We start from the raw sequence: 16,557 nt of genomic DNA on the forward strand, positions 1-16,557 counted from the left end.
CAAATCGTTAACCTGTTAGTTAACGGGTCGCAACTATACGTTTTTCAATGAAGTGCAATAAACGTAAGTATAATTTTTACTTGTGGCGATTAGGTGTCAGAACCTATGATATGAAACTCACATCCTAAAGCGTTTACAGCATTTTCGGCACTAACAAGTAGTACATCAAGTTGCTTTTTTGTATTTGATAATGTGGATGTATAATAGCTTTTTCTTGTATGTGGCTGTACAACAACTACTCGTGTTCTCACACTTCCATTGTCTTTTAAGCTTTCCATTTTTTTAATAAACTCACTCATTGTAGTCTGCTGGTATGATTCTTTACCATTTAGATTATCTGTCTTACTCTCCCAACACATTTTATTTGAATTCGTTTTTTCTCGTATTTTAAGGTCCTCTACAAGCTTTTTTCGATCACATGATCGGATGTTTTTTACGCTTTGGCTTAAAACTATGTCATGAGCACCGACTGAAATTTTACGGTTAGGTGAGCTGTCTTTTGCCGCCTTAACATGGATTAGGGAGATTACATGTTCGTTATTATGGTGGACGTAATGAATGAAGTCAGCTTTTTCCCCTGCTCCATCGTCACACAATAACCATCCAGTAGGGTTTTCCGTTGTATTAAATGGAGTATTTTCATCCCATTTTCCATTCCATCTATTCTTCACCCAACAGAAAAGAGATTTTTCTTGACCTATTTTATCCAGTTCAGGTTTTTTAGGGTCTTTGCCTGGTTTTTCTTTTAATATATTGTAGTTTTCATAATCGGCCCAGGTGTAGCCACTAAAAGATACGTCACGATAGCCTGTTTTGAAAATCATTCCATTGACTATCGCATGTCCAGATTCAAACCAACATTTTATAATTTCAGGGTGGTCGAATACCTTTTTAAACGAATCATAGGATGTTTTGATTTTTATGTCAGAATCTGTGGTCTCGAAACTTACCTTATAGTTTTTAATTATGGGTCTTGCCTTTATTGTACCTACCTCTTGCGAGTTTTTTGATATCTTAAGTGAAATATCTTCTGGTAATGCTGATGGTACAATTTCAAATTGAAATTCTGTCAGTATTCTTTCTATCAACCTTCTTTTATTTGACTTCTCATTGTCTGAAAAAAACTCATAATCGACTAATGAAAAATCATATGCGTCTTGTAATCCTTTACAGTCAGATACTGGATAAGACAAAATGCTAATAGGATTGTCAACGTTACTTTTATTGCTGTGGAGTATATTCAATATCTCAATAACTCTACTTTCAAAAGTTGCCCAGTCACTACATGGACCTCTCCAAACTGAAGACTTAAATGGATTAATCCCAATAGTCTTTTTTGTGCTCGCTTGCCAAAGTTCGGTTCTTACTGCTGACATCATGTATGATTGATCAAGAAGAGGATCTAATGTGTCAGCAACACTATCGCCGCTAAGAACTTTTGTGTCTGCTTTGAAATTCCCTCGGCCGTGAATTCCAGATAGCCAAAGCATTCTTATTTTATCTTCATTAATAAAGTTGCCATTCAACTCTGGAATTGGAATTGGACTTATTTCCTTTAAAACTCCAACAGAAAAATTATCACGTATGTCCTCTTTTCTTGATTTGTCAGAAATGAATATAGCAACATAGCCATAAGCAAAAATTGTTATGAGTATATTGTTCTCTATATCTTTTATCGGACTAATCTTAGACCAGCCCGGTATTCTCTCAACTGAGTACCCAGATATGTAATATTCTCCTGATTCCCCAATTAGATCTGATGATATTTTGGCATTTTCTAAATCATTAATTGTTATCAACTTGAGAATTTTTTTATGTAGAGTATCGTATTTTGTTGTTTGACTCACTACCCCTATAATTACTGATAAATAAGGAGAAACGAGAGATATATCGATATCAATTGAAGATATTCCACTTACTTTTCTATCTTCTGAATCTGATTCATTTGGATCAATATTTTCAATATCACTCATAAAGGACCTTATAATAAAAAATAATCAAAAATAGGTGTCAGGTCTTGAATCAAAAATAGGTGTCAGGTCTTGCCCTGTGCCCCATGCTATAAAGCAACTCCATCTGTCACTTTGACTAATTCTTTAAAAAACTTAATGGCCTTTTCCACTTCGTCTCGTTTGACTAAATGTGGAGCTTTGGGGTCAGCGTTTTCGCGGCCATGGTGAACGATGTCCCCACGCTTACTTAAGCAGGCATTGAGTTGAGTACGGGAAAACCGGTGTCAGGTCTTGCCCTGTGCCTATGCTACAAAGCTACGGCATCCGTCACTTTGACTAATTCTTTAAAAAACTTAATCGCCTTTTCCACTTCGTCTCGTTTAACTAAATGCGGGACTTTGGGGTCGGCGTTATTACGGCCTTGATGCACAGCATCACCGCGTTTACTTAGCCAGTTATTGAGTTGAGTGCATGCTGCTTTTGGCTGGTAGTTACTCCATACCCAGCTTTCGGTGATATCGCGTTGCAGAAATTCCACGCTGAGTTGCTTTACCTTGTCAGAATTGGGGTTATTCAATCGCTTAATCTCTATATCCAATTTCTTCTGGATATAGTCACCAGCAAAGCTACCTTTAAGTACTGAAATCTTGTGGCAGAGTTGTTCGTTTAACCAAGCTTCGATATAAGTTTCCCATGCCGTTAGCGTCATAATCAGCGCAGCACGTTTTAGGACTTCATTAGGTTGTCGTTCTTGCTGAGGCAGTTTGTCGAACAGCACAAGCAAGCGCTCGGCGTCGGCGATAGCGGTTTCAAAAGCTTGATAGGAGGTTGATGCCATGACGTCCTTTTCCGGCAACTGCAGCCATCTTTAGTGGCTTGAATAGAACCAAATTAGAACAACTGAAACCAAAGCACAAGATCTTTTTCGGGACTTAAAATTGACGAATGAAGCCTAAAAGGCTACATTCGTAGCTTATTTGGCTTCATTTGGTGCTGCTGTGTCTGCTCTTACGGATTTGCTTTTTACCGGTTACCGCCGTCAGGTGTTGGGTTTGTTATTGCTAAAACCCGACGAGGCCTGGCATGTGCGCGAAATTGCCCGTTTAACTGATACGCAGCCTGGCACTTTGCATAAAGAGCTAACGAAGTTGGCACAGGCTGGCATTTTGAAAAAAACACAGCAGGGGAATCAGCTCTGTTATCAGGCCGATACCAGCTGTGTGGTATATGAAGAACTTGCCAGTATTCTGCGTAAAACTACAGGTTTGGCTGATGTATTGCGGCAGGCTTTGTTACCAGTATTGGATCAACTGCAGTGTGCTGCAGTGTTTGGTTCAGTCGCCAGCGGCAAAGCGACAGCCGGCAGTGATATCGACCTGCTGCTGGTGGGAGAACTGAGTTTTGTTGATGCAGTAAAAAGCCTGTATCCGGCGCAGCAACAGCTGGGCCGCGAGATCAATCCTAAACTATATTCAGTAGCCGAATGGCAGAAAGCTTTGGCGGAGCAATCCGGTTTTATCCGTGAACTGCTGGCCAGTCCACTACTGATGATCGCAGGAGACAAGGATGACCTTAGACAATCTGATAGGTAAACTACTGGAACGCATTCGCCCTGATAGCGCCGCTATTGGGCGGCTAATCGAGGCTGCACAACGAAATATTAAAGACTCAGAGCTTGCTGAACTAAGCAATGAAAACCGCTTTGATGCTGCTTACAAAGCCATAATGCAACTGTCGAATGCTGCGTTGCAGGCCGCCGGGTTTCGAACCCTGACCAGTAAACCTGGGCACCACCAAACAATGTTACAGTCGCTGATAAAAACTGTGGGTATAGACACAGACAGGCTTATAGTTCTGGATGCCTTGCGTAAGCAGCGCAATGTCGCGGATTATTCTGGCGATCTGGTGGAAGATGCTGTTGTTGCTGAGTGTATAAAGCAGGCAAAAGAACTACTGGTTTTAACAGAAAGCTGGTTGAAGCTTAGTGAATAGAAGCTGCAGTTTTGTGTATCCGATTGCGGATTAAAACGCTGGATAAGAGCTTGGTACCATGACGCTCTTATCCGGCTGCTTTGTTACAGCATTGATCTAAACTTCTCACCTAAACCCATCAAAACTAAAAATCTGCTCTACCGGCACTTCAAAATAACGCGCCATTTGCAAGGCTATAACCACCGAAGGTGTAAAACGGCTGGTTTCTACTGTGCTGATGGTTTTACGGGAGACGCCAATGGCGTCGGCCAGTTGCTGCTGCGACAGCCCCCTGGCCGCGCGCAGCTCTGCAATTCTGTTATATAGCTGTTGCTCTTCCATCAGTTGGTTTCCTGCGCTGCTTCGTCTTGCTCATCCAGCACTGTGCGCAGGCTCAGATAAAAGCTAATAGATCCGATAAATATGGTCAGTAATAAAAAGGGTTGGAATGCAAGCCAGTCCGGGTTGCCGTTTTTGTTGATTAAGTGGGTGATCACATAGCCCGAAAACGCCACCACTATAGTTAAGTTATAGGCCAGCGTAGTTGCGCGCTGAAAACGGCTGCGTAAGTATTCGTCCTGAAAATCGCCGCAGATCTCGCGGATTTTCCAGCCGTAGGACAGCAGCTTAGGTAGTTTGGTTACTTTAACCAGAAAATAAACCACCGAGAACAGCACGCCATAACTAAAAGCATCACTGACTGCTTTTAGCTCAAACCAAAACAAACTAATGTCTCTTAATAATTGAAAGCCTGTCAGTAGCGCAAAAAACAGTGCGCCGAAGATTGACGCTTTGACACAATTTTCCTGATCTTCGATAGTCCAAGTAGCCATAATAAGTGTTCCTTTTTTATTAAGTTTAGATACCTTCAGGTATCAATATGAAACCTTAAGGTATCATTGTCAAGTTTTTTTGATACCTTAAGGTTGCATTTATGGAGTAAAAGAGCTGCGGTGGCGGAGAGAGGTGTTTTTGCTACAAACCTGCCAGCCCGCGCCGTTCTGATCGATATGGCACTGGCTTTGGGTTATGTTAGTTTTAGATCAACTGCGGCTGACCGTGCTAAGCCGCAGCTATAAAAAACAGATGGGGTTGCGATAACGTAAACCAACAAACTAGCTGGTTCCGCGTTGTGATGCCCTGTAAGACTTAACCCAAAACACTGTCGTTGCGGCTATTTTCACGGGCAGTAAAACTGACCTTTTGTGCGGCCACATAACAGAGTGTTTTCAGGCCGCTGCCATAAAGCAGTGTCAGTAAGCAGACTGCGGTGGCCGGACCAAAACTGGCGGCAAAATTCTCTGCGGTCATGGCATTGGCTATAGCCACTACGCCTATTAAGGTGCTGAAAAAACCAAGCAGCAAGGCGCTTTGGCCCATCACATCGAAAAAGTGGCGGATTTGCTGATACACCACAGGCTCCGCAGCTGCGCCCGGGTTCATTAAAAAGGCGACAGCTTGTTGCAGGGTGCGGCGTGAGGTGGCGCCTACTGCAAATAACAAGGCGGAAGGAAAAATCAGCACCAGAGAGACAAAGTCATAGTAGGTCCATGGGTCTGCCGGGTTGGATACAAACATGGCCCATAAAGATATACCAATAAAAAATACCATACTTAAAACCAACATCAGCCAATCTCCTTTGGTTTGATGCAAAAAATGCCAGCAGGTTGAAACCGTCTGCCCCCTGTACCACCAGCAGGCGCTGCTGCGGCTCTGTTGTTGTCGTTCGATAAATTCTTCCTGCAAATCGCCTAAAACTGGTTCTTGCAGTGCATCAGGTAAAACCCATTCCAGCAATAGCTGACATAACAAAGGCGGCTGCAGCGCAGGCGGCAGCGGGCCTGATGGTAAACCTTCTGGATAAAGTGGGCGTTTTGCTGAGGTTAGCTTAGTGTGGTGCTCTGACCCAGATTGCTTCATGCCGGAAACTCCATTCCATTCTGTGGGACTGTAACTGAAGCGCCCTGTCTTAGCGCCAGTCCTTGCCACAACCTGTCCAGCGCCTGTTTGCTGCGGTGCAGCGCTTGCTGACCTTCGGCTGTGATTGCAAAGTACTTTTTAGCGCGGCCACCTCGTTCTGCAGTGGCTTCACCTAAGCGGCTTTTTAACAGACCTTTTTGTTCCAACCTCTCTAGTGTGGTGTACAAAGCGCCAATACTGAGATCGCGGTCTACTGTATCAGCCAGGCACTGCCGTATTTGGCTTCCATATGCCTGCTCGTTTAGTCGTAGTACGGCCAGCAGAACCATATGTTCCATCTCGCCAATAAATTTATCCTGGGCCATAACTAGTCCATTAGTAAATATCCTCTACAAAGTAGAGTAAATAAAAGATAAAGGCAAGAGGCGGGAAGTTTCAGCAATAGACAGAATGTGATGCAAACAAAATACGCCCTTCGTCGAGCAAAGGGCGCAGTCAATATTAAACCTTAGTCAAGCAGCCATGGGGATTTGCGGCTTGACCCCACTGAATATCCTTCAGCCAGGTCCTTTATTCTTGTCCCATTATTACGTCTTTACTGCGCGATTTTGCTCTTTGTGCGCGTTTTCGCACATTGAAAAGGATAATAATGTATTTAAGTTATTGATTTTTATTTGGATAAAATCTGGCATGTCTTTTCCATTGTGATGTTATCTGTCACTTTGAGAAAACATATGGATATCCTGTTACCACAACGCAGGCCATGGCGAATCTATCTGCTGGCCTTAGGTTTTAGTTTGTTGCTTTGTTATGGGCTTTATCAACTGGCCAGTCCTGCTGTTCCAGCAGTTTCATTGAAGGAATATCCTCTTGTTGAAGTGCAACAGAGTGATATAGCTCTGTACACCGATGCTTTGGGGGAATTGTTTGCCAGTCAGCAGTTACTGCTCACAGCTCCGGCTCAGGGCGCTGTGATTGAGGTGCTGCAAAGGCCCGGCGCTTTGGTACAGGCGGATACTGTTATTTTACGGCTGGACAATCCGGAGCTCGATTTAAAGGTCAGGGCTGCTGAGAGTAATGTGCAGAAAATGCAGGCTGAGCTCAGTGCTTTTCATGCTCAGCAGCAAAGCCAATTGCTTGAGCAGCAAGGACGTCTTGCTGAGCTTGCTGCGTTGTTAGAGCAAGCTGAACTGGAGACCAACCTGAATACGGAGTTGGTTAAGCGGGGGATCGCCGCCAATATTGAGTTGCAACGCGCTAAATTAAGGCTGCGGCAGCAACAGCAAAAACTGGATTTTGAGCAACAAAAGTTCACTCAGTTCAGTGGTCTGCAAAAAGCTGAACTTGAACAAAAACAAGTGCAGTTAAAGCAACTGGACGACGAACTTCGTCTTTTACAAAAACAACAACAAAAGATGCTGGTCACAGCTGGTATTGCCGGTTACCTGCAGCAATTGGATGTGGAACTTGGCCAAAACGTAGCACAAGGGGCAGCGCTGGCCAGAGTGGGCAGTCAACAGAAACTCAGCGCCCGCATCTACATTAATCAGCGTCAGGCGGATCAGGTTGTTATAGGCAGCCCGGTGATGATTGATAGCAGAAAGGGGCTGATTGAAGGCCGTATTCACCGGATTGAAGCGCTGGTTGAAAATGGCACTGTGGCCGCTGAAGTTAGCCTGCCAGATGAATTGCCCCCGGGCTTACGACCTTCTTTGGACATCACCGCCAGTGTGTTAGTGGGCGAACGCAACAACGCGCTATACATCACTCAACAAGCGGGTTTACGACCCAATAGTACGGAACGGGTTTTTGTACAAGGTGCAACAGGTATAGCCCATGCCCGTCAGGTTCGTTTTGGTGAACTCAGTAATAAACAACTTTTGATTGAAGCTGGCCTTGAGGCAGGTGAGCGCTTTATCGCAGTGCCATCTGATCTCTGGCCGGATCAACCTTTACTTCAGCTTAAACAACAGAAATAATCAGCCTCGGGGAAAAAACATGACTGAACAATTAATACCTCTGGTCCAGGTCGACGATCTGCACAAAGAGTTTCGCCAGGGAAATATTGCTACGCTGGCTTTGCAGGGCATTAGTCTGCAGATCCAACGTGGTGACTTTGTGGCTATCACAGGCCCGTCTGGTTGCGGCAAATCTACCTTGCTGAACGTACTGGGCTTGTTGGATAGTTTTGATAGCGGCAGTTACCAGCTATCAGGTATAGACACATCAACTCTGACTGTGGATCAACGCAGCAAGATCCGCAATAAACACATAGGTTTTGTGTTTCAGTCTTTTAATCTGATTGATTCCATGACCGTATTTGACAATGTGGCTTTGCCCTTACTGCACAGAGGCTGTGGCAAAGCTGAAGTGGCAGAAAAAGTGGAGCACGCTTTGTCTGCAGTGGACATGGCACACCGTTCGGCTTTTTATCCAAATCAGCTTTCAGGCGGGCAGCAACAACGTATTGCCATAGCCAGAGCTCTGGTTGGCTCTCCGGATTTATTATTGGTAGATGAACCTACGGGTAACCTCGACAGTAAAAACGGCGATGCTGTGATGCAGATGCTGCAAAAGTTGCATCAGCAGGGAACCACTATAGTGATGGTCACACACGACCACCGCTACAGTCGCTGTGCCAGCAGGCAAATTCAGTTATTGGACGGCCAGATTATAGCCAGCGGTCAGAAGCTGGAGGTGGCCTGATGCTGTACTTGCAACGATTCCGTTTTGGGCTGAAACGCTTGTTTTTACAACCCGCCCTGAGTGTGCCCGTGGTGCTGAGTTTAGGCTTAACTCTGGCGGCAGTGCTGACCGTGTTGTCTGTGTATTACACTTTGATGATCAGACCTTTGCCACAAATACAGGCTCCAGAGCAGCTCAGTGTTCGTAATCTGAAGGTAGATTTCGGCGCTACCAGTGTAAACCTGCTGAATCAATCCATCTTTGCTCATTTTAAGCAACACCTGCAAAGCTATGGCCAGTGGGGCTTTGTCAGCGCTGTGACAAATGAAAGAGTGCAAACATCACAGCAAGAGCATCAGCTGACGCGGCTTGACGCCAGTGCCGGAGTACCGGAGCTGCTCGGCGTACAGTTATTACTTGGTAACAGCAGTACAGCGGCTGATCAGAATAGCGGTGTTTGGATTTCTGAAACTGTGTGGCAGCAGCTGTATCAACGAGATGCTGAGGTGATAGGCCAGACCCTGAGTTATAAAGGCAAAGCGCATAAAATTGCGGGTGTTTACAAAGATGTACTGGCTATCCCTACCAGTCCTGAACCCGCGGCGTTGCAGTTCTGGCATTTTTTTGATGACACTAAACAGAAAAGCAGCGGGCAGGTTAATTTTGGCTCGTCAGGCGTCACGATTTTTCGAGGTCAAAAGCAACCCGATGAGGCGACGATACAGCAATGGCTGCAGCAATTCCTGCAGGATGCGCCTGAGCTGTCTAAGTTGAGCATTGTGAGCAGTCAGAGGGACTATCGTGCTGAAATACTGGGGGATAAGGTCAAACTGATTTGGTTGTTACTGGCCGTTACTTTGACCTTGCTGCTGATTGCTGCATTGAATCTGACCAATTTGCTGTTAGCCCACTACCAAAGCCGTAGTCAGGAATTCGCTGTGCAGATGCTGACCGGATGCTCAGTGTTCAGATTAAAATTGCTGGTTGCTGTGGAAAATCTGTCTTTGGTGCTTCCCTCTGTAATTCTCGGTGTACTGACTAGTTTGTGGCTCGTGAAGAGCCTGCCTTTTCTGGCTGGAGACAGTTTGCCGCTGCTGCATACTATTCGACTGGATGCCGAGGTACTTGCTGTGCACTGTTTGCTGGCCGTATTGTTGTTGGTGCTGTTTAGCTGGCCGCTGCCAATTCCGGCTCAACTTGCCTCCGCTTTAAGTGCCAGCGGCAAGGGACAGACTAAGCAGCAGAATAGCGTGTTGGTAAACGTCTTGTTTATCAGTCAACTGACGTTGTCGACCATTATCATTTGCGGCAGTGTATTGCTGGCGTACCAGGGCTATCGTCATATTTATACAGGTTATGGTTTCGAGCTGGTAAACAGCTACATGATTGATACAAACACAAAGGTAGATCCCGGTTTAGTAGCCTTACCACCCGAGGAAATGCGAGCCAGCATGCTGCACTACCAGCAACGAAACGAACTGTTGCAGCAAAAAGTCCGTCAGCGTTGGCCAGAAGCCATAGTGATGAATAGCAGGCAGCAGCCTGTTGATTCAAGGTATACGATCAGAACTATGACCGATGAGCAACGCAATATGCCGATGACGTTCGCCGTTTCCAGAGTGGATAGTCAGTACTTTGCGACTTATGGTATTCCACTGTTACATGGCCGTACCTTTACCGCTGAGGATAGCGAGCAGGCTATTATCATTGACCTGACGCTGGCCAGACAGCTGTCAGCAGAGGATCCTGCCCAGTTAATTGGCCGCCGTCAGGGGATTGAACATATAGTCGGCATTGTTGCACCCGTGAAGAACTTGAGTGGTTTACCTATGTGGTATGTCAACAGTAAGCCATTATTTACAGAACGCCAGTTACTGGTTGTTGTATTGCCCGAAGGCCAGTCTCTGACTGCGGCGGAAGTACAGCAGACGTTTGGTGAGTTTGCTGCTGAATACCCGGAATTGAAGGTAGAAAGTATGCAGCAACATTGGCTGAATACCACCAGACAAGATCGGATTAATTTTTATCTGATATCGGCGATAGCTGCTACAGCCTTACTTCTGGCCTTGTTAGGTATAGCAGGGATGAGTCAACAGCAAAGCCGTCGGAAACGTTATGAAATTGCGGTTCGTATGGCAACAGGAGCCAGTCAGCGCCAGTTGTTATGGTTTGCAGGGCGTCATTCCGGCCTGATACTCTTATTAGGAATAATGTTCGGTTCTGCCCTTACCTTGTTGATTTTCAATTATATATCTGGATATTTCAGTCTTTTTAAAGTCATGAACTGGCAGGCTCTGTTACTTCTGGAAATGGTATTTGCGGCGGTTGCTTTGGTTGCCATGCTCTGGCCCTGCTGGCAGGTCGTGCGACACGATCCGATCCAGACCTTGAGAAACCAATAATCATAAGGCAGCCTGGCTGCCTGTTCAAAGGATAGATAGCAGAAATGAGTGGGCTGATTTTAGTCGCTGATGATGATGAAGATATTTGTCTGGCGTTGGATTTACTTTTAAGCAGTGCCGGCTATCAGGTAGTCACAGTGCAAGATCCAAAGCTGCTGATGCAGGCCTCTGTGCAAAAGCCTGATCTGGTGCTGCTTGATATGAATTTTCGCAGCGATACTACGTCGGGTCAGGAGGGGTTGGTATTACTGGAGCAGTTAAATGCTGAACACATTCCCGTGATCCTGATGACGGCCTGGGCCAGTGTAGAGCTGGCTGTACAGGGTATGTTGCAAGGCGCGCGGCACTTTATTCAGAAGCCATGGCATAACCGCCAGTTGCTGCAATTGGTAAAGCAGCAGCTGGAGCATCAGCAGTTGCAGCAGGAAAACCAACAGTTGAAGCAATTGCTGTTACCGGAAGAGACAGCATGGATAGCTGTCAGCCCTGTGATGCAGCAATTGGAACAGCTGGTACGGCAAGTGGCCGCCACGGACGCCAATATTCTGATTTTGGGAGAAAACGGCACAGGTAAATCTCTGCTGGCTCAACGGATCCATCAGTTCTCCCAACGTCAGCAAGCCAGTTTTATTGGTGTGAATATGGCGGCTATCCCAGAAACTTTGTTTGAGGCTGAGCTGTTTGGTCATGAAAAAGGCGCATTTACTGATGCAAAACAGCGGCGGGTTGGGCGTTTTGCTCTGGCGCATCAGGGCACTTTGTTTTTGGATGAAATTGGTTGCTTGCCGCTGCATCTGCAACCAAAGTTGCTGCGTGTGCTGGAAAGTGGAGATTACGAGGCTGTGGGCGCCAGTCAGAGTCAGCACAGTAATGCACGCATTATCAGCGCAACCAATGCAGATTTAGCGCAGATGGTGCATAAAGGCCAGTTCCGCCAGGATTTGTTATACCGGTTGAACACGCTGGTGCTGCAAATGCCCGCTTTACGCCAGCGTAAAGCCGATATACCAGCTTTGGCCGAACTTGCTATTACACATTTTTGTCAGAAGTACCGCAAACCCTTGATGAAACTGACAAAAGAAGCGCAGCATCAGCTACAAAGTTACAGCTGGCCCGGTAATATCAGAGAGCTGAATCATGTGATAGAGCGTGCTGTATTGTTAAGTCATGGCACCTCACTGGATAGCTCAGCTTTGGTGATGCAGGGCATGGTTGTACCTGAGCAGGCAGCGGTACAAAGTCTGGATTTAGCCTCGATGGAGCAGGCGCTTATCCGCAAGGCTCTGGCGCAAAGTGGTAATCAGCTGACCGAAGCTGCAGTGTTGCTGGGTATCACCCGGCATGCCTTGGCCAGACGACTGGAGAAGTATCAGATGCAGGGAGTTTAACTATGCCCTGGCTGAAAACCAGTTATGTGCTGCTGCTGAGCATTGCGCTGCTGTTTGTTGTGCTGAGTTTGTATTTATTGCAGTCAGGCTGTACTGTGCTTGCTGTAGTGACACTACTGTATCTGGCCAGTTGGCCTGCTTTGGCACTTTGGTATCTGCTGCACAGACGTGAACAGCGGCAGTGGCAGCAATTGAGCAGTTATGTAATGGCGTTGCAGGCAGGCGAAACCAACTACAGGTTGATGCAGGAAGGCTTATCTTTGCCTGCGCTACAACTTTATCAACAGCTGGTGTTACTCAGTCAATCCAGGCAGAAAGACGATGGCAAACAACAGTTACTTTTTACTGCGTTATGGCAACATTTGCCTTATCCGGTTTGTGTGTTCGATGCCGGGCAGCGGCTGCTTTACGCCAATACGGCGGCCAGCCATAGTTTACAACGTCCTCTGCTGACAGGCTCTGATGCGAGTCAGCTTGGTTTTCGCCGCGCTGATGCGGATGTGTTTCATCCGGATTTACAGACGGGCTGGTTACAGCATTCAGTACAATTCCAGCTACAGAGCCAGCAATGTGTGATTTATTACGCTTCGGATTTACGGCACCCGCTGTATCAACAACAAAAAGCCAGTCAACAACAGCTGATTCGGGTATTAAGTCATGAGTTACGCAACTCTTTAACACCTATGGCTTCTATGTCTGAAACCCTGCTTTCAACTGATGAATTGCCTGAAGCCCAAACTCGTCAGGTATTGAGCCGCATTCATCAACGCAGCCTGCGTTTATTGGGCTTTATCGACAGCTATGTACAACTGCAGCAACTGCCTGCGGCACAACCGCAATGGCTGAACTTACCTGAGCTGCTGCAAGAAATGCCACAGGCTGACTATGTTCAGTTCAGTGGCGAGCTTTATTGTTATGCCGATCCAGAACAACTAGCGCAGCTGCTGCTGAATATTCTGAAAAATGCGGTGGAGGCTTGCAGTGCCGATACAGAGAAAGCACCGGAAATTATCCTGAATTTTTATTGTATAGGGGACCAGCAATTGTTAACCCTTACGGATAATGGCCCAGGCTTTTCCAATACGGACAATTTATTTACACCTTTTTATACCACTAAGCCGACTGGTTCTGGTGTGGGCTTAATGCTGTGTCAGGAAATTATGCATTTGCACGAGGGGACTATCAAAGCCAGCAATACCAGTTCAGGTCATGGTTGTATTGAGTTGCGTTGGCCTCTGCCTGCTTTAGCCAGAGTCTGAACAGCTGAATATGAAAAAGGCTGGGACAAGCCCAGCCTTTGGTGATTACCTGACTTGTTGGAAAATCAAATCTTCGTCAACCAGCCGTGTGTATCTGCAGCTTTGCCCCACTGAATATCGTTCAGGGTTTGACGTAATTTGGCTGTAGTGCTGCCTGGTTCGCCGTTGCCGACTTTGTATTCTTTGCCCTGGTGGATCAGAGTGCCAACCGGCGCTAATACAGCTGCTGTGCCTGACAATGCTGCTTCAGTGCCTGGTTTGGCGGCGCGTTCTAACAGCTCTTCCACTGTCAGTTCACGTTCGGACACTTTCATACCTAAATCGCGGGCCAGCGTCAGAATAGTGTCGCGGGTAACACCGTGCAGGAAAGAAGCGTCCAGTGCTTTGGTGATAATTTCGTTGCCATCAATCAACAGGAAGTTGGCTGCGCCTGTTTCCTGCACATCACCGTTCGGGCAGAACAGTACCTGATCGGCCTGGTATTTGGCTTTAGCTTGCATAGTGGGGAACAAGGCGCTGGCGTAGTTGCCACCACTTTTAATCATGCCCATATGAGGCGCACAACGGGCATTGTCTTCCATCAGCAGACGTAAACCGCGGCTACCACCGGCAAAATAATCACCAACCGGAGATAACAACACATACAACATAGACGTCAGGGTTGGAGTTGCGGCTTTACCAATAGCAGGTTCAGTGCCGATATGAGTTGGGCGGATATACATAGAACCTGGTGGAGTGGGCACATCGGCTGCGTAATGACGCACTATGTCGATGATCATCTGGCTCAGCAGTTTTGCGTCGAAGCTAGGCAAAGATAATAATTCTGAGCTTTGTTGCATACGGGCAATGTTTTTGTCCATACGGAAAATGGCCACAGAACCATCTTCGTGGCGGAAGGCCTTTAAGCCTTCAAAACAGGTGCTGGCGTAATGCAACACATGAGCGCCCGGATGCAGGCTGATGCTGTCGGACGGCACTATTGCCGATTGACCCCAATTTGCACCATCAAAACGGGCCATTGCCATTTCAGGCATAAATACACTACCAAAAGCTGCCATTTTTTCTTTCCTGCTGATGTTCGAGGGCCAGTATTGGCTGGCCCGATTAAAATAGGGTGCGCTTTGTTATATGGGTTGGGGCTTTATAGCGGCGTTGAGCCTGATGCTCTGCCTCGGCCTTGGTCTATTAAGTTAAGTAACCCTGAGAATTATCAACGCACAGCTATTGTACTCAGGCTTGCTGTGTTCGGCATCAACTAATTGCCTGAGCATTACACTTCATGACGGATAAATATAATTCTACTTGCCTGACTTAAAGCTGTTGTTGCATGCTTGGCTTTGACGGTTAAAAGAAAGCTGCCGTTCTGGCAGCAGTGAATTCAGGGATTGTTTATGCGGTTATGGTGCAAAGGACTGGCTTTTGGTTTATTGGTCTTAACCTCTGCGGTGCATGCTGATTGTATGCAAAATTTGCAGCAAGAAGATTATATGGGCGCTTTAAAAGCCTGTTTTCCAGAACTGTTAAATAACAAATCGCCCTTCCGTTTAGGTAGCGCTTCGCCTTTTGGCACGGTAGAGGCACCCAGTCAGGAAGCCTTGCTGGCTAAACAACTTGCAGAAAAAGGTGACCCAAACTTTCAGCTTTTCTGGTCTTTGGTATTAGCCAGTCATGGTGAAAAAATGTCCATGGATCTAGTCAATCAGGAGGAGACAATCTCCAGAGGGCATGAAAAATATACATTCGATGAATACCGTGCTCTAAAAGCTGGTTTAGACAAGCAAATCCAGGAGTGGCGTGTCAAAGCGGCTGAAGCTGGCCATCAGATGGCTATCTCTATGTTGGTGATGCCTGTTTATACCAAGCAAGCGCTGCCACAGCCTGACTTTTTACCCACAGCAGAAGAAAAAGCATTAGCGCTGCGTTTTCTGCCTAAGCTCGATAGCAGCATGCATGAGTTGCCTGCGGATCTGCAGCAAAAAATTCAACACGTAAAGACAAAAGAAGACAAGCTGGTTGAGGAGCAAAACCAACTGCAGGGAGCAGCAAAGTTATCAGAGCAAGAGTTGATCCAGTTGACTAAAGATTTGAAAAGACGCAGTAGTTATTCAGGCAGAGTGCGTTCCAATTGGAGCGAATTAAAAGAAGTGTATCAGTTGCTTATCGACAACTACCAAAACACTGACGCGGCCGTATCTTTAGCCAACGAAACCAGCAAAAGAACGGTACAACTCAAGTGGATGCAGTGGGCTGCCGAGCGCAAGCATAAGGTTGCCATGTCCTGGTATGGTGCTTATTTAGTCTGTAACCAGCAAACCACAGAGGGTATGGCTTATCTCAAGCAAGCACAACAAGCAGGGGACCCGGATGCCCCTTTGCTGTTGGATGAGATAAAAGACCTGGGTTACACCACCAACTGTGACAACGGCTGGATCTATTAACGCGCTGCTGAGCTTGTTTTAAGTTATTGCACGACCCATATCTGCTAAAGGATGTTCGGAAAGATACTTTATGCAACTCAAACCAAACACAAGGGCGTTCCAATCGCTGCATTTGCTGTTGGCGAGCTTTGCTTTGGTCTGGTTGTTGGCGTTTTTGCATCAGGCGTCTGAAGTAGAGCCGCAAGTGTCTGCTTATCAGCAGCTATGGACTGTGCCTGCAGATACAGGCGAAGCACCTTTACTGCAACAACTTCAGCGCAGCCCGGCTTTATTGTTTTTGCATCAGAAACAGCAGGCCGATTACCAGTTGGTGCTGGAATTTGGCAAACTGGCTTTGATGTTAATTCCTCTGCTCCTTCCTTTGTGTTTTCTGCTCTTGCTTTGGTTTATTCGCGCAGGCCCAGGCCGGCGTTTTCGGCTGGCGTTATGGCACGACGCTAATCTGCATAAAAAACGGCTTTATTATCAGCTTTCACTCAAGTGACTGTGACTATTTATTTAGTTTTATAAGGGTTTTACAGAGCTTTTATCAGTTATTTGAG

16 protein-coding genes and 1 pseudogene are annotated in these 16,557 nt (G+C 46.3%); 9 read left to right on the forward strand and 8 right to left on the reverse strand.

Going from position 1 to position 16,557, the window contains the following annotated elements; translation table 11 throughout:
- Positions 1–89: 89 nt before the first annotated feature.
- From IEW88_RS05690 to IEW88_RS05700, 3 genes and pseudogenes are all read right to left on the reverse strand, one after another.
- Positions 90–1,973 (reverse strand): hypothetical protein, encoded by a 1,884-nt coding sequence (locus IEW88_RS05690; protein WP_221411370.1) that lies wholly within the window; start codon positions 1,971–1,973, stop codon positions 90–92.
- Positions 1,974–2,059: 86 nt separating this feature from the next.
- Positions 2,060–2,209 (reverse strand): annotated as a pseudogene (locus IEW88_RS18865) (hypothetical protein); the annotation flags it as partial.
- 50 nt (positions 2,210–2,259) lie between these two features.
- Entirely contained in the window at positions 2,260–2,790 is a 531-nt protein-coding gene (locus IEW88_RS05700) for a HEPN domain-containing protein (protein WP_147903405.1), read from the reverse strand.
- Positions 2,791–2,950: 160 nt separating this feature from the next.
- On the opposite strand from IEW88_RS05700, the gene IEW88_RS05705 reads away from it, so the two are divergent.
- Complete coding sequence (locus tag IEW88_RS05705; protein WP_147903406.1) at positions 2,951–3,544, forward strand: nucleotidyltransferase domain-containing protein; 594 nt, start codon at positions 2,951–2,953, stop codon at positions 3,542–3,544.
- Positions 3,519–3,944, forward strand: coding sequence for a DNA-binding protein (locus IEW88_RS05710; RefSeq protein WP_147903407.1), 426 nt, complete (start codon positions 3,519–3,521; stop codon positions 3,942–3,944). The genes IEW88_RS05705 and IEW88_RS05710 overlap by 26 nt, the downstream gene beginning before the upstream one ends.
- A 105-nt stretch (positions 3,945–4,049) precedes the next feature.
- Here IEW88_RS05710 and IEW88_RS05715 read toward each other — a convergent pair whose 3' ends face one another.
- From IEW88_RS05715 to IEW88_RS05730, 4 genes are all read right to left on the reverse strand, one after another.
- Positions 4,050–4,265 (reverse strand): helix-turn-helix transcriptional regulator, encoded by a 216-nt coding sequence (locus tag IEW88_RS05715; RefSeq protein ID WP_147903408.1) that lies wholly within the window; start codon positions 4,263–4,265, stop codon positions 4,050–4,052.
- A complete protein-coding gene (locus IEW88_RS05720) occupies positions 4,265–4,756 on the reverse strand; it encodes a hypothetical protein (RefSeq protein WP_147903409.1) in 492 nt (163 codons plus the stop codon). Before IEW88_RS05720 ends, IEW88_RS05715 begins: the two co-directional genes overlap by 1 nt.
- A 316-nt stretch (positions 4,757–5,072) precedes the next feature.
- Positions 5,073–5,843: a permease prefix domain 2-containing transporter gene (locus IEW88_RS05725; protein WP_147903410.1), complete on the reverse strand. Its 771-nt coding sequence runs from the start codon at positions 5,841–5,843 to the stop codon at positions 5,073–5,075.
- A complete protein-coding gene (locus IEW88_RS05730; RefSeq protein WP_147903411.1) occupies positions 5,840–6,208 on the reverse strand; it encodes a PadR family transcriptional regulator in 369 nt (122 codons plus the stop codon). Before IEW88_RS05730 ends, IEW88_RS05725 begins: the two co-directional genes overlap by 4 nt.
- 369 nt (positions 6,209–6,577) lie before the next feature.
- Here IEW88_RS05730 and IEW88_RS05735 point away from each other — a divergent pair, with 369 nt between their 5' ends.
- The 5 genes from IEW88_RS05735 to IEW88_RS05755 are packed head-to-tail and all read left to right on the forward strand — an operon-like array spanning position 6,578 to position 13,577.
- Entirely contained in the window at positions 6,578–7,822 is a 1,245-nt protein-coding gene (locus IEW88_RS05735; RefSeq protein ID WP_185148550.1) for an efflux RND transporter periplasmic adaptor subunit, read from the forward strand.
- 19 nt (positions 7,823–7,841) lie between these two features.
- Positions 7,842–8,549, forward strand: a complete 708-nt coding sequence (locus IEW88_RS05740; protein WP_147903413.1) for an ABC transporter ATP-binding protein — start codon at positions 7,842–7,844, stop codon at positions 8,547–8,549.
- Positions 8,549–10,930, forward strand: a complete 2,382-nt coding sequence (locus tag IEW88_RS05745; RefSeq protein ID WP_147903414.1) for an FtsX-like permease family protein — start codon at positions 8,549–8,551, stop codon at positions 10,928–10,930. The genes IEW88_RS05740 and IEW88_RS05745 overlap by 1 nt, the downstream gene beginning before the upstream one ends.
- 44 nt (positions 10,931–10,974) lie before the next feature.
- A complete protein-coding gene (locus IEW88_RS05750) occupies positions 10,975–12,318 on the forward strand; it encodes a sigma-54-dependent transcriptional regulator (RefSeq protein WP_147903415.1) in 1,344 nt (447 codons plus the stop codon).
- 2 nt (positions 12,319–12,320) lie between these two features.
- Entirely contained in the window at positions 12,321–13,577 is a 1,257-nt protein-coding gene (locus tag IEW88_RS05755) for a sensor histidine kinase (protein WP_147903416.1), read from the forward strand.
- A gap of 65 nt (positions 13,578–13,642) precedes the next feature.
- On the opposite strand, the gene IEW88_RS05760 is transcribed toward IEW88_RS05755, so the two are convergent.
- Positions 13,643–14,653: a branched-chain amino acid aminotransferase gene (locus IEW88_RS05760; RefSeq protein ID WP_260394364.1), complete on the reverse strand. Its 1,011-nt coding sequence runs from the start codon at positions 14,651–14,653 to the stop codon at positions 13,643–13,645.
- Positions 14,654–14,968: 315 nt separating this feature from the next.
- On the opposite strand from IEW88_RS05760, the gene IEW88_RS05765 reads away from it, so the two are divergent.
- Together IEW88_RS05765 and IEW88_RS05770 are read left to right on the forward strand one after the other, a co-directional pair.
- Positions 14,969–16,015 carry a hypothetical protein gene (locus IEW88_RS05765; RefSeq protein WP_147903418.1) on the forward strand — a complete coding sequence of 349 codons (1,047 nt, stop codon included), beginning with the start codon at positions 14,969–14,971 and terminating at the stop codon, positions 16,013–16,015.
- Positions 16,016–16,085: 70 nt separating this feature from the next.
- A complete protein-coding gene (locus IEW88_RS05770) occupies positions 16,086–16,499 on the forward strand; it encodes a hypothetical protein (RefSeq protein WP_147903419.1) in 414 nt (137 codons plus the stop codon).
- Positions 16,500–16,557 lie beyond the last annotated feature (58 nt).

It is taken from the genome of Rheinheimera tangshanensis, assembly GCF_014645135.1.
Taxonomy (GTDB): domain Bacteria; phylum Pseudomonadota; class Gammaproteobacteria; order Enterobacterales; family Alteromonadaceae; genus Pararheinheimera; species Pararheinheimera tangshanensis.